General features: G+C 67.8%; 22 protein-coding genes. 13 read left to right on the plus strand and 9 right to left on the minus strand.

The annotated features are described in order from the left end of the window. The first annotated feature begins 1 nt into the window (after position 1). Positions 2-745 carry a PIG-L deacetylase family protein gene (locus GD627_RS05515; protein WP_146361403.1) on the plus strand — a complete coding sequence of 248 codons (744 nt, stop codon included), beginning with the start codon at positions 2-4 and terminating at the stop codon, positions 743-745. 55 nt (positions 746-800) lie between these two features. Here the strand turns inward: GD627_RS05515 and GD627_RS05520 are convergent, their stop codons facing one another. Genes GD627_RS05520 through GD627_RS05530 form a run of 3 tightly spaced genes read right to left on the minus strand, consistent with a single transcriptional unit; the run spans position 801 to position 3097 of the window. Then, the gene (locus tag GD627_RS05520) at positions 801-1601 is read right to left on the minus strand and encodes a class I SAM-dependent methyltransferase (RefSeq protein WP_152271618.1); all 801 of its coding nucleotides are present in this window, start codon (positions 1599-1601) and stop codon (positions 801-803) included. A gap of 15 nt (positions 1602-1616) precedes the next feature. Next, a complete protein-coding gene (locus GD627_RS05525) occupies positions 1617-2084 on the minus strand; it encodes a tRNA (cytidine(34)-2'-O)-methyltransferase (protein WP_146361405.1) in 468 nt (155 codons plus the stop codon). A gap of 41 nt (positions 2085-2125) precedes the next feature. Further along, the gene (locus GD627_RS05530) at positions 2126-3097 is read right to left on the minus strand and encodes a J domain-containing protein (protein ID WP_194265967.1); all 972 of its coding nucleotides are present in this window, start codon (positions 3095-3097) and stop codon (positions 2126-2128) included. Positions 3098-3300: 203 nt separating this feature from the next. On the opposite strand from GD627_RS05530, the gene GD627_RS05535 reads away from it, so the two are divergent. The 5 genes from GD627_RS05535 (at position 3301) to GD627_RS05555 (ending at position 7792) form a co-directional block, all read left to right on the plus strand. Beyond that, positions 3301-3840, plus strand: a complete 540-nt coding sequence (locus GD627_RS05535; RefSeq protein ID WP_210250457.1) for an epoxide hydrolase family protein — start codon at positions 3301-3303, stop codon at positions 3838-3840. Then, complete coding sequence (locus GD627_RS05540; RefSeq protein WP_152271621.1) at positions 3825-5051, plus strand: cysteine desulfurase family protein; 1227 nt, start codon at positions 3825-3827, stop codon at positions 5049-5051. The genes GD627_RS05535 and GD627_RS05540 overlap by 16 nt, the downstream gene beginning before the upstream one ends. Further along, the gene (mnmA, locus tag GD627_RS05545; protein WP_152271622.1) at positions 5048-6199 is read left to right on the plus strand and encodes a tRNA 2-thiouridine(34) synthase MnmA; all 1152 of its coding nucleotides are present in this window, start codon (positions 5048-5050) and stop codon (positions 6197-6199) included. The genes GD627_RS05540 and mnmA overlap by 4 nt, the downstream gene beginning before the upstream one ends. A gap of 92 nt (positions 6200-6291) precedes the next feature. Further along, on the plus strand, positions 6292-6687 hold the full coding sequence (locus GD627_RS05550) for a chorismate mutase (RefSeq protein WP_146361409.1): 396 nt from the start codon (positions 6292-6294) through the stop codon (positions 6685-6687). Then, a complete protein-coding gene (locus GD627_RS05555) occupies positions 6671-7792 on the plus strand; it encodes a uroporphyrinogen decarboxylase/cobalamine-independent methonine synthase family protein (protein ID WP_152271623.1) in 1122 nt (373 codons plus the stop codon). Before GD627_RS05550 ends, GD627_RS05555 begins: the two co-directional genes overlap by 17 nt. A gap of 30 nt (positions 7793-7822) precedes the next feature. Here the strand turns inward: GD627_RS05555 and GD627_RS05560 are convergent, their stop codons facing one another. From GD627_RS05560 to GD627_RS05585, 6 genes are read right to left on the minus strand one after another with little or no spacing between them, the layout of a single operon-like run. Then, positions 7823-8497 carry a DUF4166 domain-containing protein gene (locus GD627_RS05560; RefSeq protein WP_152271624.1) on the minus strand — a complete coding sequence of 225 codons (675 nt, stop codon included), beginning with the start codon at positions 8495-8497 and terminating at the stop codon, positions 7823-7825. A gap of 2 nt (positions 8498-8499) precedes the next feature. Then, entirely contained in the window at positions 8500-9792 is a 1293-nt protein-coding gene (locus GD627_RS05565) for a DUF58 domain-containing protein (protein WP_152271625.1), read from the minus strand. 5 nt (positions 9793-9797) lie between these two features. Next, positions 9798-10832, minus strand: a complete 1035-nt coding sequence (locus tag GD627_RS05570) for an AAA family ATPase (protein ID WP_152271626.1) — start codon at positions 10830-10832, stop codon at positions 9798-9800. Beyond that, complete coding sequence (locus GD627_RS05575; protein WP_152271627.1) at positions 10829-12067, minus strand: DUF4350 domain-containing protein; 1239 nt, start codon at positions 12065-12067, stop codon at positions 10829-10831. The genes GD627_RS05570 and GD627_RS05575 overlap by 4 nt, the downstream gene beginning before the upstream one ends. Next, positions 12064-12774, minus strand: coding sequence for a DUF4129 domain-containing protein (locus GD627_RS05580; protein ID WP_152271628.1), 711 nt, complete (start codon positions 12772-12774; stop codon positions 12064-12066). The genes GD627_RS05575 and GD627_RS05580 overlap by 4 nt, the downstream gene beginning before the upstream one ends. Before the next feature lie 2 nt (positions 12775-12776). After that, positions 12777-14132, minus strand: a complete 1356-nt coding sequence (locus GD627_RS05585; RefSeq protein WP_194265968.1) for a DUF7847 domain-containing protein — start codon at positions 14130-14132, stop codon at positions 12777-12779. A 220-nt stretch (positions 14133-14352) separates the two neighbouring features. On the opposite strand from GD627_RS05585, the gene mtrA reads away from it, so the two are divergent. The 7 genes from mtrA (at position 14353) to secA (ending at position 24488) form a co-directional block, all read left to right on the plus strand. After that, positions 14353-15030, plus strand: a complete 678-nt coding sequence (gene mtrA / locus GD627_RS05590; RefSeq protein WP_152271630.1) for an MtrAB system response regulator MtrA — start codon at positions 14353-14355, stop codon at positions 15028-15030. A gap of 22 nt (positions 15031-15052) precedes the next feature. Continuing rightward, positions 15053-16744 carry an MtrAB system histidine kinase MtrB gene (gene mtrB / locus GD627_RS05595; protein ID WP_246165320.1) on the plus strand — a complete coding sequence of 564 codons (1692 nt, stop codon included), beginning with the start codon at positions 15053-15055 and terminating at the stop codon, positions 16742-16744. Then, positions 16737-18446, plus strand: a complete 1710-nt coding sequence (locus tag GD627_RS05600; RefSeq protein ID WP_152271631.1) for an LpqB family beta-propeller domain-containing protein — start codon at positions 16737-16739, stop codon at positions 18444-18446. The genes mtrB and GD627_RS05600 overlap by 8 nt, the downstream gene beginning before the upstream one ends. A 112-nt stretch (positions 18447-18558) precedes the next feature. Further along, positions 18559-19542 carry a ComF family protein gene (locus tag GD627_RS05605; RefSeq protein WP_152271632.1) on the plus strand — a complete coding sequence of 328 codons (984 nt, stop codon included), beginning with the start codon at positions 18559-18561 and terminating at the stop codon, positions 19540-19542. A 137-nt stretch (positions 19543-19679) separates the two neighbouring features. Then, positions 19680-20405, plus strand: coding sequence for a ribosome hibernation-promoting factor, HPF/YfiA family (gene hpf / locus GD627_RS05610; protein ID WP_146361421.1), 726 nt, complete (start codon positions 19680-19682; stop codon positions 20403-20405). 31 nt (positions 20406-20436) lie between these two features. Further along, complete coding sequence (locus GD627_RS05615) at positions 20437-21651, plus strand: winged helix-turn-helix domain-containing protein (protein WP_152271633.1); 1215 nt, start codon at positions 20437-20439, stop codon at positions 21649-21651. Between the two features lie 89 nt (positions 21652-21740). Next, positions 21741-24488 carry a preprotein translocase subunit SecA gene (gene secA / locus GD627_RS05620; RefSeq protein ID WP_152271634.1) on the plus strand — a complete coding sequence of 916 codons (2748 nt, stop codon included), beginning with the start codon at positions 21741-21743 and terminating at the stop codon, positions 24486-24488. The last annotated feature ends 26 nt before the right edge of the window (positions 24489-24514 follow it).

The following is a 24514-nucleotide window of genomic DNA, read 5'->3' on the forward strand; positions in this document are numbered from 1 at the left end:
CATGGAGTCCCTGCAGACCCCGGCCCGGGTCCTGGCTTTCGCCGCCCATCCGGATGACATCGATTTCGGCGCGGCCGGAACGCTGGCCGGCTGGGCACGCTCCGGTGCCGAAATCACTTACTGCATCATGACCGCCGGAGACGCCGGCGGTTTCGATCCCTCCGACCGCTCCGGTGTCACCGAACTCCGCAGTGCGGAGCAGCGCGAGGCCGCCCGCCGGGTGGGTGTGCGGGACATTGTGTTCCTGGGGGAGCGGGACGGCTATCTGGAGGTGAACCACGCGGTGATTGCCCGGGTGGTGGAGCAGATCCGCCGGGTGCGTCCCGACGTCGTGCTGTCCATGCACCCCGAGCGGAACTGGGACCGCCTCCAGGCGAGCCATCCGGACCATCTGGCCTGCGGCGAAATTGTCACGCGGGCCGTGTACCCTGCCGCCGAGAATCCGTTCGCCTATCCGGAACTCGCGGAGCAGGGGCTGCAGGCGTACAAAGTGCCGTGGCTGTGGTTTTACGGTGCGCCGCGGGAGCGGGAGAACACGGCGGTGGATGTCAGTTCCACCGTGGACGTCAAACTCGCCGCCATCCGGGTCCACGCGAGCCAGCATCCGGACCTTGAGGGCATGGATGCCTCGGTCCGCCGGTTCCTGCAGGACAATGCCCGCCGGCACGGCCTTCCGGAGGGTGCCAGCGCGGAGACGTTCCACGCAGTGGGCGTGAACACCCCGGAGACCATCGCCGGGTTCTAGCGGGGGCCGCTGCTGCCGGACCCCCGCTGCTGCCGGACCCCCGCTGCACGGGGTACTAGGGGCGGACGGCCGTGGCGATGAGGGTGCCGGTATCGAGGGCGAAATCCTCGCCGAGCTCCGCCAGGAAAGCGGCACGGACCCGCTCCACCGCTGCCGGATCTTCGGGCAGGAGCAGCCGGTAGCCGCCGCCAAGCACCATCGACCAGGCCAGTGAGGGACTGAGCTGGACCTGCCCCGGCGTGGCCGCGATGGTGATGTCGGTCAGGCCCAGGGACTCCAGCCAGGAGGTGAGCTTCCCCGGTGTCTGCAGCCGCTGCACGTTCCGGCTTCCTGACAGGGGAAGGTCGGCAAGTTCAGGGCGTTCCTGCAGGCAGGCTTTCCACAGCAGCTCCCGGAACGGCTCCCAGGATCCTTCGGCCCAGGTGCTGAGGGCGAAGCGCCCGCCGCTGCGGAGCAGCGACACGAGGTGGGCGGCGCCGGCATCCATATCCGGGAGGAAGAACAGGGAGTAGGCGCTGACCACCGCGTCATAGGGTGCATCGGACTGCCAGGAGGTGACGTCCGCCTGCGTCAGGAAAACATTGCTGAGTGCGAGGGTGTCTGCCTTCGCCTGGGTCAGGGACAGCATCTGCGCGCTGAGATCCACGCCGTCGACGAGGCCGTCGGGGCCGGCGAACTGCGCAGCCGGAATGGTGGTGGCACCGCTGCCGCAGCCGGCGTCCAGGACCCGGTCGCCGAGGGTAATGTCAGCCGCAGCCACGAGGGCGTTTCCCATGGGGTTCCAAAGCGAAGGTGCAAGCCGCTCGAAGTCGGCGGCGCCGGCGTCGAACGCGTCGCCGAGGTGGAGTTCAGGCATGGGAAGTGTCCTTCGCTAGAGCTGGGCGCCGGCGAAACCGTGCTGGCGCCAGGCTTCGTAAACGGCAATGGAGGCGGAATTGGCAAGGTTCAGGGACCGCAGGGACGGCAGCATGGGAATCCGTACCCGGGCGGTGATATGCGGATCTTTCTTCACTTCGTCTGACAGTCCCACCGACTCGCGGCCAAACATCAGGACGTCTCCGGCACGATACTCGATATCGGTGTGGGTGGTGTCCCCGTCCGAGGTGAACGCATACACACGTTCGGGTTTCAGGGCATCCCAGGCGTCCTGCAGGTTCGCATGGACGTGCAGGACGGCCAGGTCATGGTAGTCAAGCCCGGCACGGCGCAGCTTGGAGTCCTCCAGGCTGAAGCCGAGGGGCTCCACCAGGTGGAGTTCGGCGCCGGTGATGGCCGCAAGGCGAATCGCGTTTCCGGTATTGCCGGGGATTTCAGGGGAATGGAAAAGGATACGGAACACAGCCCCATCCTATGCCCGGCTTTGCGGGCCGAACGCATCGGTTAACGGGCAGACGCGTCGATCAGCGGTGCCAGCACCGGCAGCTGGACGGTGTTCGGCTGCGGGCCCTCGGCAAAGAAGCGGCGCAGTTCCCGCAGCAGGCCGCCGGGGTTGGCGACGTGCAGCGTGGCGGGTGCTGAGCGGCTAAGCGCCGGCGGGTAGTCAACGATGGGTTCGAAGGGGTTTCCGTTGGGGCTGTGGAGGACAAGCCAGCCTGTGACGTTGCACTCGGGAAAGCGGGTCTGGAGGGTCCGCACCGCATCGGCCAGCCGCAGGGTGGAAACCTCCCGGCCGCGGTGCAGCAGGTGCTGTCCGTCCCACCGGTAGTTGCCCGGCGAGGCCATCAGCGACCCCAGGACCGCCATGCGGTAGCCGCCCAGCAGTACATGGCCCACGTCGAGGTTGCCTCCGCGCGGGCCCGCATCCGGGATATGGAGGCCGTTGACCAGGCGCCCGGCCGGGTAGTCCTCCAGCAGTTCACGCTCCAATAGGCGGATGGTGAGGTTCTCGGCATCAAACCGTCCGGCGGCGGCACCGAACCGGGACAGTAAACCGGGACGGCGCGGTGCGCCGTGTACCTGCTGTCCGGCCAGGACCAGGGGGATGAGGGGAGGATCCTTCGGGGAGAAATCCGGGACAAACACCGGCGGCCGATCCAGGTCCGCCGGAGTCCGTTCCGGGGCGGACCGGGTTCCCGCGGCCCGGCTGGCCGGGCTGCCGGAGCTGCTGCCGGCAGCGGCGCCGGGGCTGCCGGCGTCCGTGCCCTGGCCGAACCGGCGATCGTATGCGGCCTTTCGCTGCGGATCGGAGAGCACCCGGTAGGCTTCCGTGACCCGGTGGAAGCTCTCGCTCGTGCCGCCCTGGTCCGGATGGGCGTTCCTGGCTGCCTTCCGGTAGGCGGTCTTGATTTCGAGCGCCGATGCCGCGGGGGTCAGGCCTAAAACCTCATAGAGCGTCGGGTCTGACGGGCTCAAAGCGGTTCCTCTCGGGCGGCTGGTCCGGCTGCGTGAGGCAAGTCTACCGGTCGTCCCTGCACCGCGTCCGGGCGCGGAAGCGCTATCCGGCAAGATGGTTTTTCCGCGCCGGGGGCAAAGGAGGACAGTGTGTGTCCTGCGGGATCCGTATGGTCGGCGTACATCGGGGATTTGTCCCCGACCTACGACCGGCGGAGGAACCCGTGAATGAGCAGATCCAGCCCTTCAGCATCCCGATCGACCCGGCTCTGGTAGACCGGCTCGGCCACAGGCTCCGGGGAACGCGGTTCGCGCCCGCACTGCCAGGGGAAGAATGGGCAACGGGTGTCCCGGCCGGCTACCTCGAACGCGTGGTTGCGTACTGGGCCGATGAATACGACTGGGCGTTGCAGGCAGCTGCCCTGAACGGGCTGCCCCAGTTCACCACTGTCATCGACGGCCAGCGGATCCACTTCCTCCACATCCGCTCGAAGGTCGAGGGCGCGTTGCCGCTCCTTCTCACCCACGGCTGGCCCGGTTCCTTCGTCGAGTTCCTGGATCTGATCGGCCCGCTCACCGACCCGGCCGCGCACGGCCGGGACACTGTGGATGCTTTCGACCTGGTGATCCCCTCCCTCCCGGGGTTCGGATTCTCTACCCCCGTGACCGAGGACACGCCGCGGGAAACGTCAGGAAAGTCCCAGCCGCCCGAATCGGCAAGAGCCGCCATGACCGCTAGAATTAGCTGGTGCCCGTGTATCTAGATCACGCGGCGACCACGCCGATTTCGGCTTCGGCCCTCGCCGCACTCACCTCAGAACTCAGCCGCAGCGGCAATCCCTCGTCCCTGCACGGTTCGGGCCGCCGCGCCCGGATGGTCGTGGAAGACTCCCGGGAAATGCTGGCCGCAGCTGCCGGCTGCCACCCCTCGGAGATCATTTTCACCTCCGGGGGCACGGAAGCGGACAACCTCGCCGTCAAGGGCCTGTTCTGGGCGCGCCGCGACGCTGGTCCGGCCCGCACCCGCATCCTGGTCTCCGGCATTGAGCACCATGCCGTCCTGGATACCGTCCAATGGCTGGAGAAACACGAAGGCGCGGTGCCGGTATGGATCCCCGTGGACGGGGACGGCGTGATTTCGCTCAAGGCCGTCCGCCGGGAGCTGGAGGCGAACGCCGACAGTACGGCGCTTTTGACTGCCATGTGGGCGAACAACGAAGTAGGCACCGTTCAGGACATCCGCGCCCTTGCGGCCCTGGCCCACGAATACGGCATCCCGGTGCATTCCGATGCGGTGCAGGCCTTCGGTGCCCTCCCGGTGGATTTCCGCGGCGCCGGCCTGGACACGATGGCCCTCAGCGCGCATAAGATCGGCGGTCCCGTTGGCGTGGGCGCACTGGTTGTGGGCCGTGCCGTGAAACTGACTCCCGTCCAGCACGGCGGCGGGCAGGAACGCGATATCCGCTCCGGCACCCTGGACACTGCCGGGATCGCGGCCTTCGCCGCGGCGGCGCAGGAAGCCGTCGAGCATCTCGCGGACGAATCCGAGCGCCTGCGCACCCTGCGGAACTACCTCATCACCGGCGTCGAGCGGGCCATTCCGGCGGCCGTCCTGCGCGGGGCACGTGACGACGACGGCGGGGGCCGCCGACTGCCGGGCAACGCCCACTTCACGTTCCCGGGCTGCGAAGGGGATTCACTGCTTTTCCTCCTGGACCTGGCCGGCGTCGAATCCTCCACCGGATCCGCATGCACGGCCGGGGTCCCGAGGCCCTCGCATGTGCTGCTGGCCATGGGGCTGAGCGAAACCGAGGCACGTGGCGCACAACGCTTCAGCCTCGGGCATACAACCACTGCCGAAGACGTTGACACATTGTTGCAGGCACTTCCCGACGCGTATGAGCGGGCCAAGAAAGCCGGCATGGCCGGACACGTAAGCAGCATCCAGACAGCAGGAACAGGTTTTAGTTCATGAAGGTTTTGGCAGCAATGAGTGGCGGAGTCGATTCCGCCGTAGCCGCGGCACGGGCAGTGGAGGCAGGGCACGACGTCGTCGGCGTCCATCTGGCACTGTCCCGGATGCCGGGCACCCTGCGCACCGGCAGCCGGGGCTGCTGCACCATCGAGGACTCGCGGGACGCCTGGCGCGCCTGCGACATCCTCGGCATTCCGTATTACGTCTGGGACTTCTCCGAGCGGTTCAAGGAAGACGTGGTGGACGACTTCGTGGCCGAGTACGCCGCCGGCCGCACCCCCAACCCCTGCATGCGCTGCAATGAGCGGATCAAGTTCGCCGCCCTGCTGGAAAAGGCGCTGGCGCTGGGCTTCGACGCCGTGTGCACCGGCCACTACGCCAAGGTCCTCACCAACGCCGACGGCGATCCGGAGCTGCACCGCGCCGCCGACTGGGCCAAGGACCAGTCCTACGTGCTGGGCGTGCTGACCGAGGAGCAGCTGCGCCACTGCATGTTCCCGCTGGCCGAAACCCCGTCCAAGGCCGAGGTGCGCGCCGAAGCCGAACGCCGCGGCCTGTCCGTGGCCAACAAGCCGGACAGCCACGACATCTGCTTCATTCCCGACGGTGACACCCGCGGCTGGCTCGAAGAGCGCATCAACATGACCGAGGGCGACATCGTGGACGAGACGGGCGAGAAGCTTGGCACCCACCCCGGTGCCAATGCCTTCACCGTGGGCCAGCGCCGCGGCCTGAAGCTCGGCACCCCGGCCGCGGACGGCAAGCCGCGCTTCGTGCTGGAAATCCGGCCCAAGGAAAACAAGGTAGTGGTCGGCCCCGAGCAGCTGCTGAACATCGACCAGATGCGCGGCATCAAGATCTCCTGGGCCGGACGCCCCATTCCCGAGATCGCGGCCCGGACAAGGTTCAGCTGCACAGTCCAGGTGCGGGCGCACGGCGACCCCGTGGCAGCCACCGGCTGGATGGAAGACGTAACCGATGACGCCTCCGGGGCAACGCGTTCCGAGCTGGTGGTCCGGCTGGCGGAACCCATGCGCGGAGTGGCCCCCGGCCAGTCCATGGTGCTGTACCAGGGCACCCGCGTGCTGGGCCAGGCGACCATCGACTCGGCGCGGTCGCTGGAATGGGACCCTGCCGCCGTCGCCTAGCAACGGCATCCGTCCGGCCCCCGGGCCGGCGGTTCCGCGGAATCCGCGTAACCTGGCCCGGGTCGGGAACCGCGTCCGCCTAAACTGGTGCAATGAGCCAGACAGGACAGCACAGCGCTTCACCGGACGATGAGTTTGATCCACGGGCAAGTTCCCTCTCCGGGAAGGTTGCCGAGGAGGTCATGGAGGAGCTGCTTGCCATGCGCAGCAGCATCGATAACATTGACGCGACCCTCGTGTATCTGCTCGCCGAACGCTTTAAGGCCACCCAGCGGGTGGGCCACCTGAAGGCCGAGCATCATCTGCCGCCGGCCGACCCGGGACGGGAAGTGGCGCAGATTGCACGGCTGCGCCGCCTCGCCGAGGACGCCCACCTGGACCCTGCCTTCGCGGAGAAATTCCTGAATTTCATCATCAGCGAAGTCATCCGCCACCACCAGGCGATTTCCGAGACCCGCAACGGCGGAGCAGATGCAGCAGGGCGCTGATCCGGAACGCCGGGGCAGCACGGTTCCGGAGCTTCCGCCCCGCCCCGAGGCCCGCACCGGAACCGTCACCGCGACGGCGGCGGGCAGCTGGCCCGGCACCGATCCGGTCGAATCAAGCCGGGTGGTCCGCGGCGAGCTGGGGGATCCGCATCTGCCCTTCCTGGTTGAACTGCCCCAGCGCGGTCCCGGAGCGGACCCGCTGGGACGCAGCGCCGCCCTGCTGGTGGATCTTTTCGTGGACCTCCAGCCGCACGGCTGGCGCCTGGTGGAACGCCCCGGCAAGGAGCACCGCCGTGCGGTTTCCCTGCTGACCCAGGACCTGAATGCACTGGCGGACGTCATCGGCGCCGAGGAACGCCCCGGCGAGGCCCTGAAAATCTCCCTGCGCGGGCCGCTCTCGCTTGCGGCGAACCTGTACCTGCACAACGGTGAGCGGGCACTGGCCGACGCCGGTGCGCGCCGGGACATTCTTCAGTCCTTCACGGCCGGAATCGGGGACTACGTGGCACGCGCGGAGTCGTCGGCCCCCGGCGCACGGATCACCGTGCAGGTCGACGAGCCTGACATTACCGCCGTCCTGGCCGGCGGGATCCCCACCGCCAGCGGCTACCGCACCCTCCGTTCCGTGCCCTCCTCCGAGGTTTCTGCCGCCTGGCACCAGGTCTGCGGGGCAGTCTCGGCCGCCGGAGCCGACACTGTTTTTGCCCTGCCCCGGGCGGAAAGCTTCGGCCCGCTCCGGGCCGGCACGCAGTCTCCGTTCGAACTGGCACTGGGCGCCGGTGCTTCCGGCGCGGCGCTGGCGGCGGACGGGCTGGACGCCCGGGACTGGGAAGGCATTGCCGAAGCAGTCGAGGGCGGCCGAAGGGTCTGGCTGGGAGTCCTGCCCGTGTCGGCGGCCGGTACCGATGTGCCCCAGGTGAGCGCCCTGGTGGAGCGGGTGCTGCGGCCCTGGCGGAAACTGGGCCTCTCGCTGCAGGACCTGCCCGCGCTTCGGCTCACGCCTTCCGAAGGCCTCGCCGAGGTGTCACCGGATGCGGCACGGAAAGTGCTGTCCCGCCTCACGCAGACGGCCTCCGCCCTCGACCAGGTGGTGGCGGAGGGATAGGCCCCTGCCTGCCCGGCGGCGCCGCTGTCCCTAGGTGCGGTGCTCCCAGCGGCGGGGGACGACCTCGGCCGGAAGGGCGCCGTCGAACTCCCGGTAGGTGTAGGTGAACGCGCCGTCGTATTCGAAAACGGTGCCGACCTGCCGCTGGACAACCCGGGTGCGGATCCGGAACCGGTGCTGCTGCGTGTCCCACCACTGCTCCACCTGGGCGTCGGCGGCCGCGAAACGGGGGAGGGGCAGCCGTAGCGGACCGAGGAAGAGCCTGCTGTCCGGGGAAGTCATGTGCAGGTGCCCGTCCTCCGAAACCCGCAGGGCCAGCCCCGTGGCGAGGTTGCGCCGCCGTCCGAGGTAATCGGTCAGGGTCCCGGAGCCGCTCAGCACGGTGGTGTCCTCGAAAATCCGGCGCCTGCCGGGAAACTCAAAGCGGCGGACAGCGGTCAGCGCCGGCCTGCCCCACGGATCCCGGTGCGGAAAGTTGCGGATGGAGAAGGGAACGTTGGTTCCGAACTCCGGGAAGAACGCGTTGGACACCGGAACCAGCGGCAGCAGCGGCCGCAGCCAGGGCCGCGGGCAGCCGGCCCGCAGGAAGACGCCGGTGCCTTCCCCGTATCTGCCGCTGTCCGCGCCGAGGCCGAAATACTCCTGCAGCTGCGGCTGCAGGCGGAGGAACCCTGAGCCCAGGACCTGCCGGTACACGGAGTCCACGGCTACAGCTTTCCGGTGGCTTTGAGCCGCAGGTACATGTCCGCCAGCTTCGGTGCCAGTTCGTGCGGCGGCTCGTCCACCACCTCCGCACCCATCGAACGCAGCTGCGCGCTGACGGCCGCCCGGTCCAGGAGTGCGCGTTCGGCGGCAGCGGCACGGAAGACGGCCGGCGTTGTCCCTCCGCCTGCGCGCAGTTCGTCCAGCCCCGGGTCCCGGACCGAGGCAACCACCACCACATGCTTGGCCAGCAGCTGGGGCAGGACCTGCACCAGGCCCTCCTCAACCGCTCCGGAATCCAGTGCGGAAATCAGGACCACCAGGGACCGGCGTGCCGTCACGGCCTGCACGGCTCCGGGCAGCAGGGAAAAGTCCGCCTCAATGAGCTCCGGTTCCAGGGGTGCCACGGCCGTGACCAGCCGGCTCAGCAGGTTATCCCGTCCCCCGGAGTCCACCCGCGCCCGGATCCGGCGGTCGAAGGCCAGGAAATCCACGCGGTCCCCGCCGCTGCGCGCAAGCACCGCCAGGAGCAGGGTGGCTTCGATGCCGGTGTCCAGGCGGGGTTCGTCCTCGATCCGGGCGGCGGACGTGCGCGAGGTGTCCAGGGCAATGACCACCCGGCGGTCGCGTTCCGGACGCCAGGTGCGCACCACGGTGTCCCGGCGCCGTGCGGTGGCACGCCAGTCAATGGACCGGACGTCGTCGCCGCGGACGTATTCGCGCAGGGAATCGAATTCGGTTCCGGCGCCGCGCAGCTGCACCGAGGTATTGCCGTCCAGTTCCCGAAGCCGGCGCAGCCTGGAGGGCAGATGCCGCCTGGAGTGGAAGGGAGGCAGCACGCGGATTTCCCCGGGTACCGGAAGGGTCCGCTGGCGTGCGGCAAGCCCCAGCGGACCGAAACTGCGCACCGCCACATGCGCGCTCTTCAGGATGCCGCGGCGGGCAGGTTCCAGCCGGACATCCAGGGTGCGGGCTTCACCGGCGGGGACCGTTGCGTGCTGCTGCGGGTTCCTGGCCCCGGCGGAGGGCTGCCACCCGTCGCGGACCATGGCCTGCAGGCGGCGGCCGCCGTTGTTGCGCAGGACCAGGGTCCCTACCGTGGAGTCGCTGAGCCGAACACTTGCCGGCAGGCGGCGTTCCACCCTCAGCTGCCGCGGTGAGGCTGCGAGCAGCAGGTCCAGGCCGGCTGCGGCAGCCAGGAACGCCAGCCAGAGCAGGATGGCGGCGGCACCGGGAAAGAAGACCACGGCAGCGGAGCCCAGGAGCGCCAGCAGGACGAGCCGGCCCGAGACAGCCATCAGCGCTACCGCGGGACCGGCACGGTGGCGAGGATGCTGCCCAGTACGTTGTCCGCATCCACCCCGTCCATCTGGGCCTCCGGTCGAAGCGCCACCCGGTGCCGCAGGGCCGGCAGGGTCAGCGCCTTGACATCGTCCGGTGTCACGAAGGCGCGTCCCGAGAGCCAGGCCCAGGCCCGCGCGGTGTTCAGCAGGGCGGTGGCGCCGCGCGGCGAAACCCCCAGCTGGAACGACGGCGCCGCGCGTGTGGCGCGTACGAGGTCCACGATGTAGGCCAGGACCTCGGGCGCCACCGTGACCCGGGCCACCGCCTCGCGTGCCAGCTCCAGGTCCCGGGCGGACGCCACCGCCCGGACTCCTGCGGCAGCCAGGTTCCGGGGATCAAAGCCGGCGCTGTGCCTGCGGATCACCTCGATTTCATCGTCCCGGCCGGGCAGGTCAAGCGTGAGTTTCAGGAGGAAACGGTCCAGCTGGGCTTCGGGGAGCGGATAGGTGCCTTCGTACTCCACCGGGTTCTGTGTTGCCGCAACAATAAACGGCTCCGGCAGGGGACGGGTGACGCCGTCCACGGTCACCTGGCGTTCCTCCATGGCCTCCAGCAGGGATGCCTGGGTTTTGGGCGGAGTGCGGTTGATTTCGTCCGCAAGCAGGATATTGGTGAACACCGGTCCTTCCCGGAAGGAGAACTCCGAGGAACGGTTGTCATAGATCAGGGAACCGGTCACGTCGCCGGGCATGAGGTCCGGTGTGAACTGGACGCGCTTGGTGTCCAGCTCCAGCGCCGCGGAAAGGCTTCGGACCAACAGTGTCTTAGCCACGCCGGGCACCCCCTCAAGGAGCACGTGTCCCCTGGCGAGCAGGGCAATGATCAGCCCGGTTACGGCTGCGTCCTGGCCCACCACGGCCTTCGCCACTTCCCGGCGGACCTGGGCGAGGGCCTCGCGGACGGGATCCTCGTCCGGCGGGAGGGGCGGCGCCGTTGCGGTGCCGTTGGCGGCTCCGGAAGGTGCGGGTGCATACGGCTCGTACTGCTGGCTCATGATGAAGTGGCCTCTTCCTCTAGGTCTTTCAGGTCCCGGGCCCAGTGCACGAGTTCCGTGCCGGTTCCGGGGAGTCGCTGGTTGAGCAGGTCATCGGTGGCGGGATAGCTGCGGCCGGAGGCGTCCGCCGCCGCACGGGTCACGTCCTCGGCGCCGGCTTCCGGCCCCAGGCGCAGGTGTGCGGCCAGCCGGGTCATGGCGGCGGCACGCAGGGTTGCGGCCGCGTGGCCGACGGCGCGGCTGTCCTGGTACAGGCGGGCCCTGCCCTCGGCGGTTTCTGCGGCATGGACAACCACGGGCAGGGGTTCCTCGACCAGGGGGCCCAGCCGGCGGCCGCGCCAGAACGCGGCCAGGGCGGCGACCAGCCCGAGCCAGAAGAGGAGCGGGTTCACCCATGGCGGCAGGAGGGAGAAAGGATCGACGGGTACCTGGGACGGGGGAACATCGAAGGGGTCGGCCTGGTACCACACCAGGGTGTCGTCCGCGCCGAGGGTGCGGAACGCCAGCGCCGCGTTGCCCTCGCGGGCAAGGGTTTCATTGGCGAGCAGGCCGGCACCGCCCAGCACCACTGCGGAGCCGTCTTCGGTGGCCGCGTACGAGCCTGCGGCGTCCGTACCCGTGCTGCCGGGTGCCGGGAAACACGTGACCGGCCCGCGGTAGGTTTTGCCCCCCGCCTCTATGCTGCCGGCCGCCTCCGCATCAGCATTGCTGCATTCGGCCTCCCGTTGTTGGCCCTCGGCAGCCGGGGGAAGGAGCCCGGCCGAGAGGATCTGCGGGGCAAAATCGGCCAGCTGGTCAAGGGACGGTTCCACCAGCACCACCCGGCCGGCGGCGTCGGCCAGATCCCGGCGCTGTTCACCGGTGAGGTACCCGGCGGGATCAAGGAAAAGCAGGGTGGCTCCGGGATTGTCCTCCAGGGCAGCCCGTGCCTCGGCCTGCAGTTCGTGGTGCTGGACGTCCACACCCCGGTCCGCCAGGATCTCGGCAGCGGCCATGGCGCCGTTGGGGGCGGGATTGGCGGGGGACAGGGCACTGCTGTCCTCGTCCGTGCGGCCCCAGGCCGAGGCCAGGGCCACTGCCGCCAACAGCGCGAGCAGCAGCAGCGGGACCCGGTGCCGGCGGAGCCGGGCCATGAAACGGGTGCGGACAGAAGGTAGCTGCGGCTCCTCGCCGCCTGCCCCGTTCCGGCTCCCCGCTTCGCTGAGATTCGCCTTTTCGGCAGCAGCCGCGCTCATCTGGGCACCGCCGGGACGGGGTCGTTGGTTGCGGAGGTGGAGGGGCTGGCGGCCTCGAGGGCGGTATCCAGCGCCTGTGCACGGCGGTAATCCGCGTCGTCGGCGCCCGCCTTGCCGTAGAGGACTTCATCAAACCGCAGCCGCAGCTCCATAAGCTCCGGACGGAAGGCCGGGAAGGCGCCGGCCAGGCGGGCGCCCGCCTCGGCTGCCGTACGGGCTGCCTTGGCTTCGAAGATGACGCGTTCCTCCGCTGAGCGGACCATGGCCCGGAAGCGCTCGGTCAGGGCCTCGTCCCAGCGGTGCTCGGCGGCGGCCTGTTCGGCACGTGCCCGGTGATCGGAAGCCCGTTCCACCACGTCGTCGGCGAAGACACCGGAGCCCTTCCGGACCTTGGCGTTCAGCCGCGGGCGGATGATGAGGACGGCGGCGGCCACCAGCACGACGGCGGCCAGCATCAAAACGAGGCTCCCGGGCCCGGCGCCCAGACCGTCGGCACCTTCGAACAGGTTGTTCAACCAGGCGCTCACGCGCTCCCAGAGACGGTCAAGCAGACCGGGTTGGGCCTCCTGGTAGACCTGCTTCCTCAGTTCCTCCCGGGCCCAGTCCCGTGCCTGGTCGGCATCCGGTCCCACCGGAGCCTCCAGGGACAGCACGCCCGCAATCCGATCCGCCGCCGGACCCGCCGTCGAACGCAAAGAGGACAGCACGTCTACTGCGTGCCTGCCGACGGACCGTACGGCCCGTGCGCCAGGGGGACGGCTTTCCGGCCGGGCAGGAAATCCGGGTCCAGGGACTCGGGGCTCTCCTGGTACTTCATCAGCGTAAGGTCGAAACCTTCCCGGCGGATCCGGAGATCGATATACAGCAACGCGGTGACCGCGGATTGGAAGGCGCTGGCCACGGCCCCCATGAGCAGGGAAACGGCCACGAGCAGGACACCGCTGAGCACGGCCACGGCCACGCTCGGCACCAGGGTGAGGGCACTGACGGCGAAGCTCAGGGGTACCGAAACGATCTGGGTCAGGACGTTCACGATCAGGCTGGTAAGGGCCAGGATCCCGAAGGTCCGCCACCAGTTGCGGCCGGTCATCTGCCAGGACCGCCGAATGGCGGCAAAGACACCGATGCCCTCCAGCACCAGCGCCGCCGGGGCCAGGGACAGTTTCACCGCAACCCAGACGACGGCGGCGAACACGGCGAACACTGCCGGAATCACGACGAGCAGTCCCATGTTGCCGACGGAGTCGATGATCAGGTAGCCCACAACGACAAGGACCGTGACGCCGACGGCCGCGCAGGCAAGCAACAGCAGGGCGAGGCCCGCCAGCGGCCCGAGGGAACGGCGGCCCAGCCGCCAGACCTGGCCGAAGCCGGTTTTCAAATTCAGGGTGGACCGCACCACAGGCAGCACGAGCAGGCCCTGGACTATCAACACCCCGATCACGGACAGCGCGCCCAGGAGGGACACCGAGCCCACTATCGTTCCCACCAGGGGGCCGGTGACCTCCCCGCTGGAAGCATCGCTCTGCAGCCAGCCGTCGACGGACGCGATCAGCCCCGCCCCCATCCCGATGAGCAGCAGCATAATCACCGCCTGGACCACAAACGCATTGCCGAAGGCAGCCAGCACATTACGCCGGCAGGCCTGGAAGGCTCCGTCCATGATTTCGCCGAGTCCCAGGGGACGCAGGGGAATGATGCCGGGCTTGGGCGGGGGCCTGTACCCGGGGCGGGGGACGGTGCCGGCGGCGGCAGCATAGGGGTTCGGCTGGTCCCAGGCGGATCCCTGCGCGGGGGCCGGCTGCCCCCAGGGATTGCCCTGCTGAGCCTGCGCCCAGGGATTGGTGCCGGGAGGGGGCATGTCCGGAGAGGGCATATCCGGACGCTGCATGTCCGGCGCCGGCGGGGCAGGGTGCCGGAAACCGGCCGGGCTGCCTTCGGGGCTCCACGGTCCGGAGCCGGACTCCGGTGTCCCCGGCTGCGCGGGGCCCGCGGGCACGCCGTCGCCGTCGTTCCGGTTCTCCCGGCCCGTATGCTGCCGGCCGCTGTGTTCTTCCTCGCTCATGTGTACCCGTTTCCCCCGCAGGTGCTGGCGTTTATTACCTTGACTATAGTGATGCTCCGCGCAAACAGCATCCGGCGAGCCGCGGCGCCCGATGTGTCCCTTAGGATGATAGGGATTAACGTAGGCGGCGAAAGCCCGCCGTGGGGAGCGGCAGCCGTCAGGACTGCTGCAGCACCCGCGCAGCGGCGTGGGTGAAGGCAAGCAGCGGAAACAGGGAGTTATGAAGGCACGCATTCTGGTCGTAGACGACGACGAAGCACTCGCCGAAATGATCGGGATCGTCCTGCGTAACGACGGGTTCGATCCCGTGTTCTGCAGCGATGGTTCTTCCGCGCTGGAAGTGTTCCGCAGCAGCAAGCCTGACCTGGTCCTGCTTGACCTGATGCTCCCGGGCATCGACGGCATTGAAGTGTGCCGGCAGATCCGCGGCGAGTCCGATACGCCCATCGTGATGCTCACCGCCAAATCCGACACGTCCGACGTCGTGCGCGGCCTGGAATCCGGTGCGGACGACTACGTGCCCAAGCCCTTCAAACCCGCAGAACTGGTGGCGCGGGTCCGTGCCCGGCTGCGCCCGGGGGACCAGAAATCTCCCGAGACCCTGCGGATCGGTGAAGTCTCCATCGATGTGGCGGGCCACTCCGTGGCGCGGGGCAGCGACAGCATCTCGCTGACGCCGCTGGAATTCGACCTGCTTGTTGCCCTGGCCCGCAAGCCCTGGCAGGTCTTCACCCGCGAAATGCTGCTGGAGCAGGTCTGGGGATACCGCCATGCTGCCGACACGCGGCTGGTAAATGTGCACGTGCAAAGGCTCCGCTCCAAGATCGAACGCGACCCCGAAGCACCCGAGATTGTACTGACGGTGCGCGGTGTCGGATATAAAGCGGGCCAGAGCTAAGGTGCCGGGTTTCCTGGCCGGGATGGCTGGAAACCCGAAGTATTCTTCGTCGCTGCAGGCCCTGGCGCGCCACGGTGATGCGTTTAACCGGGCCATTTTCCACCGCATAGCCCGCCAATGGCGCAGGTCGCTGCAGTTCAAGACCGTTGTCTCCACGCTCCTGCTCGTGGCCCTTGCCGGTGCCGGCATCGGTGCCTTCCTCTCGCATCAGATTGCCGGGTCCCTGTACGAAGAGCGGCTGGCCCAGTTCCGCACCGAAGCGACGACCGGCCTGTCCAAGGTCAAGGACAACTTCCGGGACACCGCCGCCAGCGACCGGGAAAGCACGGACCGGCTGGTCATGGACACCCTTCCGCTGCTTCAGGGACAGGGAGCAGACGCACAGCGCACCTATCTGCTCACCCCGTTGCCGACGGATGACCCCCTCTACATCACCTCCTCGGTCAACAGCGGAACCATCACTGCCAACGGCATCCCCGTGGCACTCAGTGAGACCGTGGCCGCCAGTGAGGCCTCGGAATCCGATGCGGATTACGTGTTCTGGTCTCCGCTGGAACTCGCCAGCGGAGAACCCGGCATCGCGTTCGGCACCAAGGTCACGCTGCCGCCGGACAGCTCCGAATATGCCCTCTACCTCATCTATGATCTCCAGTCGATGCAGGAAACCCTCGACAAAATCCACGGCATCCTCTGGATTGCGGGTTTCCTCCTGCTCGCCATCAGCGGCACCATCGCGTGGATCGTCGCCAAGGCGGGGCTGGGGGCAGTCAGCGACGCGGCAGCCGTTTCGGAGAAGCTGGCTGCGGGCGAGCTGCAGGAGCGCATGGAGGTCAAGGGTGAGGACGAAGTAGCGCGGCTCGCGGCGTCGTTCAACCACATGGCCGGTACCCTGCAGGACCAGATCACGCAGCTGGCCACACTGTCACGGATGCAGCAGGTCTTCGTCTCGGATGTCTCCCACGAGCTGCGGACGCCGCTCACCACTGTGCGGATGGCCGCGGAAGTGCTCTACGACGCGCGCGAGAGCTTCGATCCCATGTACCGCCGCTCCACGGAACTTCTCTATCACCAGGTTGAACGCTTCCAGGCGCTGCTGGCTGATCTGCTGGAAATTTCCCGGTTCGACGCCGGGGCGGCGGCCCTCGACCTCGAGCCCACCGACGTTTTCCATATTGTCCGGGACGTCATCGACGCGACCGAACCGCTGGCCAACAACTGCGGTTCCGAGGTGATCATCGTGTCCCGGGAGGCAAGCTGCGTAGTGGACGCCGATCCGCGCCGGATCGAACGGATCCTGCGCAACCTGTTGGTCAACGCGCTGGAACACGGCGAAGGAGAACCCATCGAAATTGCCATAGCGGCTTCCGACGACGCCGTAGGCATAGCGGTCCGCGACCACGGCATCGGGATGACCGAGGAGGACGCCGGCCATGTTTTCGACCGCTTCTGGCGGGCGGATCCGGCCCGCGCACGCACCACCGGAGGCAGCGGCCTGGGGCTGTCCATCGCCACCGAAGACACGCGCCTTCACGGCGGCCGGCTTGAGGCCTGGGGTGAACCGGGAAACGGATCGTGCTTCCGCCTGACCCTTCCGCGCCGCCACGGGGCGGGCTTCGAAGCGTCTCCCGTGCCCCTGTCACCCCGCGAGAACACTGCCGGACCCCTTGCGCTTGCCGCGGCGGCCCCGGGCCGGGAAGAGGAACCTGATGCCTAAAAGGAACATGCTGCCCGGGCGGATGCTGGTTCTGTGGCTGAGCGCCGTGCTCATGCTCGCCGGCTGCTCATCAATACCCACCGTCGGACCGGTCGGCACGGCCTCGGCCGAACACAAGGGGGAGACCGGGGAAGAAGCCGTGTTCTCGCCGGAGGGTCCGGCCGACGGTGCTTCGCCGCAGGACATCATCAGGGGCTTTATGGATGCGGGCAAGGGAGCCGCGGATGACTACAGCGTTGCCCGGCAGTTCCTGGCTCCGGAACTGGCGAATACCTGGTCGCCCACCGAACGGGTGACCATCTACCGGTCCTCCCGCGTCGTGGCCGTACCGGAGCCGGACATGTTCCAGATCCAGCTGGAAATGCACGGAAGCATGGATTCCCGGGGCATCCGCACCGACGCCCCCGACGGCAGCACCGAAACGTTCCCCGTGCGGCTCGAACAGGTCGACGGGCAGTGGAGGCTCAGTGCCGTTCCTGACGGCATCATGGTGTCGCTGGCGAACTTCCCCGTGCTTTTCATAGCCCACAACCTCTACTTCTATTCCAGCGATTACCAGTACTGGGTACCGGACACCCGATGGTTTATCCAGCGTGCCGGCATCGCCGCCAACATCGTCAAGGAGCTGCTCGTCGGCCCGGCGCCGTACCTGCAGGGCGCCGTCGTCAGCGCCTTCCCCGCCGGGACCACGATGGCCCGCGATTCGGTGCCTGTGGCCTCCGGGGAGGCCGTGGTGGATTTCGCGGCCGAATCGCTGCGGGACTCCAGTGACTTGAACCGCCAGCAGATGCTGAATCAGCTTGAACAAAACCTGCGCGGCCTCAACAACGTGACCGGCGTAAGCATGGTGGTGGGCCAGCGGGACGTGGACCTCGGCAAGGGCAACGGCCAACTCCAGTCCGCGGTCAAGGACCCCTCGGCCGGTGCGACGCAGATTGTGGTCAGCCAGGGGGAACTGGCCTACTACACCGACGGACCCGAGCCAATCGCGGATGTGCCCTCGGTGGCGGAATACGGTCCCCGGGATCCGGGCGTGTCCGCGGATGGATCGGTGATCGCGTTCCTGGACAGCCGGGAGGACACCCTGTTGATCACCGGACCCGGTCAGGGTGTCCGGACGGCGGCGGAAGCCGGGAAGTTCACGCCTCCGAGCGTGGATCCGCGCCGGTGGGTGTGGACTGCCCAGCCCTCCGGTACCGGGTCACAGGTCTTCGCGGTACCACCCGGCGGAGACCGCAGTTCCGCCGCGGTCCTTACGGCGCCGTGGCTGGAGGGGCTGACGGTCACGGAACTGAGGGTCTCCCGCGACGGTGCACGGGCACTCGTGGTGGCGAACCGGGGCGGACGCAGCGAAGTGATGATCACCGGCCTCGTCCGGTCACCGGAGGGGGATCCCGTGTCCCTCACGGCGCCGATGACCCTTCAGGTGCCCTCGAAGGCCGGAACCGTGAACCGGGCCAAATGGGCATCCGAGGACACGGTGGTTGCGGTGCAGACAGGAACCGAAGAAGCCGCCCCGGTCATCCTCGGCACCGGACGCGAATCTGAAATGCTGTCCCCGATGGCAGGAATCGCAGGTCTGAGCGCCGGAAACGGAGTCGAAGACATCTTCATCCAGACCGAAGAGGGCATCTTCAACAAGGTCGGAAGCAGCTGGTCACTGCGGACGGAGGGAACACAGGACCCGGCCTTCCCGGGCTGACGCGGGAGCACCTTCCCTCCACACCCGGACACCTGCGCAGACGCGGGCAGGCGGAGGCAGCGGAAGGGCCTGGGCCGGCGCTGCCTTCCCGCCGCCGCTCCAGACTGAAGCGATGGACATGCCACTCCGGCAGCTGGACCGGCTGCTGTACTCCCGTCCGGGACAGAGATGCGCCGCCGCCGCGGCCGGACTTGCCGCAGTGCTGGCACCGGTTTGCTGCGTGGTGTGCGGAGCCCCGGACAGCTCGCTGTGCAGCGGTTGTGCCGGGCGGATCCGCCGCGGCACACTGCATCCGTATTTTGCACAGGAGGGTGCGGATGCCCTTCCCGCAGCGGAACCTGCAGCCCCGGAACCGGGGACGGGTCCGCCCGGCACGGCGTCCGGCGGCTGCGGCGACGCGTCCTTTACTCCGCTGCCGGTGATGGCCGCTGGACTGTACACCGGCGGCCTCGCCCGGGCACTGCTGGCCTTTAAGAACCGGGGACACACCGACCTGGCGGGGTTCCTCGCACCGGTGCTGGCCGGCGCCGTGCAGGCATCGGTGCTCCGGATGAGGCGGGACAGCGGAAGTCCTCCACTGGTCCTGGTGCCGGTTCCCGGCACCGCGGCCTCGCGCCGGAAACGCGGCTATATTCCGCTGGCACTGCTGCTCAGGCGGCTCCAGTACCGGCAGCTGCTGCCGGCCGGCTGCACGGTGGCGTTCCTGGTCTCGCCGGTAAAAGCCCACGGCCCGGCGGAAACGCTGCGGCGGCTGTGGAAAGCCGGCGCGCCGGTGCCGGGTCTGTCCGGTCCCGGCCCTGCGGGGTCCCGGGGCCCGCAGAAGGGCCTCAGCCGCAAAGCGAGGCGGCGCAGCGTCCGCGGTACCCTGACCGCCGGTCCGCCCGGTGCCCTGGCCGGAGTCAACTGCCTCGTGGTGGATGATGTGCTGACCACCGGGGCCACCATTGCGGAGACTGTGCGGGCGCTGCGCGCCGCAGGGGCGACGGTCCTCGGCGCAGCGGTCATAGCGGCAACGCCCGCCCCGTCGCGTAACACTGGCCCCGCAATCGCTGCCGTTCCGGGGGCGATTCCACGGGCAGTGGAAACGGAATCGTGAGACGTGAATAAAGCCCGGCAGTGATCTAACGTGTTGGTTATGGATAGCTTCAAGTAGCGGGGCTATCCTGCGGCAACGGTCGCGAAGGAAACTGACAGCGGCCGTTGTTGTGTCACCGAAATCTATTGGAGGGCACCATGGAATTCATGATCAGCGGACGTAACGTTGCAGTATCGGACCGGTTCCGCGAATACGCCGAAGAGAAGATCGGCAAAGTGGAAGCGCTCGGCGACAAGGTTCAACGAGTGGAAGCCAGGGTCACGAAGCAGGGTAACGTCCGGGACGCTGACAGCGCCCTCACCGTGGAAATCACGGTCACCGGACGTGGCCCGGTAGTCCGTGCCGAGGCAACATCCGGGGACAAGTTCGCGGCGTTCGACCTCGCGTACGGAAAGCTGCTGGAACGGCTGCGCCGGGCAAGTGACAGGCGCAAGGTGCACCACGGACGTCACGCACCGATACCCGTCCGGGTTGCCACCGCTGATCTCGGTCCCGTAAGCACGTCCGAGCCGCTCTACGCGCAGGTGGCTGCGGCCTCGGCGGAGAGCGAAGAGGACGCCGAGGACACGGCAGCCGATGAAGTCACCGGTGAATGCCCCGTATTGATCCGCCGCAAGGTTTTCCCGGGTGCCCCCATGAGCCTTGACGATGCCGTGGACAATATGGAGCTGGTCGGCCACGACTTCTACCTGTTTGTGGATTCCGCCACGGGTGCGCCGTCGGTGGTGTACCGCCGCCGCGGCTGGACCTACGGAATCATCTCCCTGGACTCCAAGTGCGCCGACGGCGCGGAAGAGCCCCGGGAGGAAACCCGCGGTTACCGCGTGGCGGAAACGCCCACGGACGGCCGCGCCACTGCCTGACCGTCCGGCCGGAGGCCCCTAGGATAAGGGGATGAAAACCCGGCTCTCGCTCCGTCAGGCCCGCCGCACCGCGCTGGCGGCGCAGGGACTGGCACGGGAACGGCCCACCGGCCTTGTTAACTCAAGGCAGGTGGGCCGTACCTTTGACAAGCTGGCCCTGCTGCAGATCGACTCCGTGAATGTCCTCACCCGCAGCCATTACCTGCCGCTGTTTTCCCGGCTGGGTCCCTACGACCAGACACTCCTGGATCGGATGGGGACCCGGAGGCCGCGCCGGATGGTCGAATACTGGGCACACGAGGCAAGCTTTGTCCGGCCCGGGCTGTTCGCGGATCTGCGTGCCGTCCAGCGGCGTACCTGGATGACTGCCGGCTCCCTGCCGCCGGAGCTGGCCGAGGACCTGCGGCACCGCATCCTGGGCCTGTTGTCGGGTGCCGGCAGGCCCCTGACGTCCCGCCAGGTGATGGGGCTGCTGGGACACAGCACGGCCCGGGATACCTCGGACTGGGGCTGGAACTGGAACGCCGCCAAGCGTGTCCTGGAGGACCTGTTTGCCGCCGGCCTGATCGGATCCGCCGGGCGGACGCCGCAGTTCGAACGGCTGTATGCTCCCACCGCGGCCATCCATCCTGCCGGCGCTGCTGCGTTGGAACCGTCCGACCCGGAGCAGGCGGTGCTGCGGCTGACCGAGGCTGCAGCCCGGGCCCACGGCATCTCCACGGTCCGGGGGCTCGCCGACTATTTCCGTCTCCAGCTGGGGGAGACCGCTGCCGCAGCCGAGGTCCTGGCGGGAAAGGGCATCCTGCAGCCGGTGGAGGTCGCCGGCTGGCGGCAGCCGGCGTATCTGCATGCAGAAGCGACGGTTCCCCGGACAGTATCCGGCCAGGCACTGCTGAGTCCGTTCGATTCGCTCATCTTCGAGCGCCGCAGGGTCGAAGAACTCTTCGGCTTCCACTACCGGATCGAAATCTATACGCCGCTGCAAGCCCGAAGGTATGGCTACTATGTGCTCCCGTTCCTCCTGGGGGAGGAACTCGTCGCCAGGGTGGACCTCAAAGCGGACCGTGCCGCGGGTATGCTGCTTGTGCAGGCAGCCTATTCGGAACCCGGGGCACCTCCGCATACGGCGCGTCAACTCGCCGCGGAGCTGCGGCTCATGGCACAGTGGCTGGGGCTCGGGCAGATAATGGTGAAGCCCGCGGGAGACCTGGCTCCCGCACTGAAGCTGGCAGTATGCAGGGAATAACGGTCATAAAGGAACAACGGACCGTCACCGTACGTCTCTCACGTAGACTGGGGACGCCAGATTTCGGCAACTAGATTGGGAGCAAATCAGTGGCATCACTACTCGAACGAGTTCTTCGCACCGGCGACAAGAAAACGCTGAAGACACTGCGTAACTACGCCGACGCGATCAACGTGCTCGAGGACGAGTTCAAGGGCATGACCGATGCCGAGCTCAGGGGTGAAACGGACCGCCTCAAAGAGCGCTACAAGGGCGGGGAGTCCCTCGACGATCTCCTTCCCGAAGCCTTTGCCGCTGTCCGCGAGGCCGCCGGCCGTACCCTCGGCATGCGGCACTTCGATGTCCAGCTGATGGGCGGCGCCGCCCTGCACCTGGGCAATATTGCCGAAATGAAAACCGGTGAAGGCAAGACCCTGGTGGCCACGGCACCGGCCTACCTCAATGCGTTGACCGGACGCGGCGTCCACATCGTCACGGTCAATGACTACCTGGCGGAGTACCAGTCCGACCTGATGGGGCGCGTCTTCCGCTTCCTCGGCATGACCAGCGGCTGCATCCTCTCCAACCAGGACCCTGCCACCCGGCGTGAACAGTACGCCGCCGACATCACCTACGGAACCAACAACGAGTTCGGTTTCGACTACCTGCGCGACAACATGGCCTGGAGCGCCGCCGAGCTGGTGCAGCGCGGCCACCACTACGCCATCGTCGATGAAGTGGACTCCATCCTCATTGACGAGGCCCGTACCCCGCTGATTATCTCCGGCGCGGCGAGCGGCGACGTGAACCGCTGGTACACCGAATTCTCCAAGGTCGTGCAGCGGCTGACGATCGATACGGACTACGAGGTGGACGAGAAGAAACGGACCGTCGGCATCCTCGAACCGGGCATCGAAAAGGTTGAGGACTACCTCGGCATCTCCAACCTGTACGAGGCCGCAAACACTCCCCTGATCGGCTTCCTGAACAACGCCATCAAGGCCAAGGAACTGTTCAAGCGGGACAAGGATTACGTGGTCCTGAACGGCGAAGTCATGATCGTTGACGAGCACACCGGCCGCATCCTCGCCGGACGCCGGTACAACGAGGGCATGCACCAGGCGATCGAGGCCAAGGAAGGGGTGGTCATCAAGGCCGAGAACCAGACCCTCGCCACGGTCACCCTGCAGAACTACTTCCGCCTCTACGAAAAGCTCGCCGGCATGACGGGCACGGCCGAAACCGAAGCCGCCGAGTTCATGAGCACCTACAAGCTCGGTGTGGTGCCCATTCCGACGAACAAGCCCATGGCCCGCATTGACCAGTCCGACCTGATCTACAAAAACGAAGTGGCGAAGTTCGACGCCGTCGTGAAGGACATTGCCGAGCGCCACGCGTCCGGCCAGCCGGTGCTCGTCGGCACCACCAGCGTGGAAAAAAGCGAGTACCTCTCCAAGCAGCTGGCCAAGGCAGGCATCCGGCACGAAGTCCTCAACGCGAAGAACCACGCGCGTGAAGCCGCCATCGTCGCGCAGGCCGGACGCAAGGGAGCCGTCACGGTAGCCACCAACATGGCAGGCCGCGGCACCGATATCATGCTCGGCGGCAACGCCGAGTTCAATGCGATTGCCGAGCTGGAACGGCGGGGCCTGGACCCGAACGAGAACCCCGAGGACTACGAAGCCGCCTGGCCTGACGCCCTCGAGAAGGCACGCGAGGCCGTCGCCGCCGAGCAGCAGGAAGTGGTTGAACTCGGCGGGCTCTACGTGCTCGGCACCGAACGCCACGAGTCGCGCCGCATCGACAACCAGCTGCGGGGCCGCTCCGGGCGGCAGGGCGACCCGGGCGAATCCCGTTTCTACCTTTCCCTGACCGATGACCTGATGCGCCTGTTCAACTCCGGTGCCGCGGAACGGATCATGAACAGCGCGTCGATGCCCGACGACGTCGCCCTGGAATCGAAGATGGTGTCCAAGGCCATCCAGAACGCGCAGGGACAGGTCGAAGGCCGCAACGCCGAACAGCGCAAGAACGTCCTGAAGTACGACGACGTCCTGAACCGCCAGCGCGAGGCGATTTACGGAGACCGCCGCCGCATCCTGGAAGGTGACGACCTGCAGGAGAAGATCAGCTTCTTCCTGGAGGACGTCGTCACCGCCGTGGTCAACGAGGCGACCGCTGAGGGCCATGGCGACGACTGGGATCTGGAGCAGCTGTGGACCAACCTCAAGACGCTGTATCCGATCAGCCTGACCATTGACGAGGTGGTCGAGGAGGCCGGCGGCAGGTCCCGGCTTTCCAGCGACTTCCTGCACAAGGAAATCCTCTCCGACGCGAAGCTGGCCTACCAGGCCCGCGAGGAAGCCCTCGGCTCAGCCACCATGCGGGAACTTGAGCGCCGCGTGGTGCTGTCCGTCATCGGGCGCAAGTGGCAGGAGCACCTCTACGAGATGGATTACCTGAAGGAAGGTATCGGCCTGCGGGCCATGGCCCAGCGCGATCCCCTGGTGGAATACCAGCGCGAGGGATTCGTGATGTTCCAGACGATGATGGAAGCCATCCGCGAAGAAAGCGTCGGGTACCTGTTCAACGCCGATGTGCAGGTCAGCCAGCCCGCGGCCCCGGCTGCGACGGCACTGTCCGGCATCAAGGACGCCCGCGGCGTCGTGGCCGCCCCGGTCATCAAAGCAGCGGGGCTGGAGGAGCCGAAGCAGCCGGCCAGCCTGCAGTTCACCGCACCGGACAGCCAGGGTGGGGTGGAGACCAGGGTGGAGCGCACCGCATCACGCGGCACTGCGCAGCCGTCCGCCCGGAACGCCAACAAGTCTGCGGGCAAGAAACCCAAACGACGCAAGTGACCGGTTGGATCGGCCGGGCCCCCGGG

Origin of the sequence: Arthrobacter yangruifuii, assembly GCF_009192775.1 — a bacterium.
GTDB classification, from domain to species: Bacteria; Actinomycetota; Actinomycetes; order Actinomycetales; family Micrococcaceae; genus Arthrobacter_B; species Arthrobacter_B yangruifuii.

Bases quoted from the DNA above. Each gene is read 5' to 3' on its own strand.
- GD627_RS05570 (WP_152271626.1), bottom strand. From the start codon at position 10,832: ATGAGCCAGCAGTACGAGCCGTATGCACCCGCACCTTCCGGAGCCGCC.
- GD627_RS05585 (WP_194265968.1), bottom strand. From the start codon at position 14,132: ATGAGCGAGGAAGAACACAGCGGCCGGCAGCATACGGGCCGGGAGAAC.
- GD627_RS05555 (WP_152271623.1), top strand. From the start codon at position 6,671: ATGCAGCAGGGCGCTGATCCGGAACGCCGGGGCAGCACGGTTCCGGAG.
- GD627_RS05600 (WP_152271631.1), top strand. From the start codon at position 16,737: ATGCCTAAAAGGAACATGCTGCCCGGGCGGATGCTGGTTCTGTGGCTG.
- GD627_RS05605 (WP_152271632.1), top strand. From the start codon at position 18,559: ATGGACATGCCACTCCGGCAGCTGGACCGGCTGCTGTACTCCCGTCCG.
- mnmA (WP_152271622.1), top strand. From the start codon at position 5,048: ATGAAGGTTTTGGCAGCAATGAGTGGCGGAGTCGATTCCGCCGTAGCC.
- mtrB (WP_246165320.1), top strand. From the start codon at position 15,053: ATGGCTGGAAACCCGAAGTATTCTTCGTCGCTGCAGGCCCTGGCGCGC.
- mtrA (WP_152271630.1), top strand. From the start codon at position 14,353: ATGAAGGCACGCATTCTGGTCGTAGACGACGACGAAGCACTCGCCGAA.
- GD627_RS05515 (WP_146361403.1), top strand. From the start codon at position 2: ATGGAGTCCCTGCAGACCCCGGCCCGGGTCCTGGCTTTCGCCGCCCAT.
- GD627_RS05550 (WP_146361409.1), top strand. From the start codon at position 6,292: ATGAGCCAGACAGGACAGCACAGCGCTTCACCGGACGATGAGTTTGAT.
- GD627_RS05615 (WP_152271633.1), top strand. From the start codon at position 20,437: ATGAAAACCCGGCTCTCGCTCCGTCAGGCCCGCCGCACCGCGCTGGCG.
- GD627_RS05575 (WP_152271627.1), bottom strand. From the start codon at position 12,067: ATGAGCGCGGCTGCTGCCGAAAAGGCGAATCTCAGCGAAGCGGGGAGC.
- GD627_RS05520 (WP_152271618.1), bottom strand. From the start codon at position 1,601: ATGCCTGAACTCCACCTCGGCGACGCGTTCGACGCCGGCGCCGCCGAC.
- hpf (WP_146361421.1), top strand. From the start codon at position 19,680: ATGGAATTCATGATCAGCGGACGTAACGTTGCAGTATCGGACCGGTTC.
- GD627_RS05565 (WP_152271625.1), bottom strand. From the start codon at position 9,792: ATGGCTGTCTCGGGCCGGCTCGTCCTGCTGGCGCTCCTGGGCTCCGCT.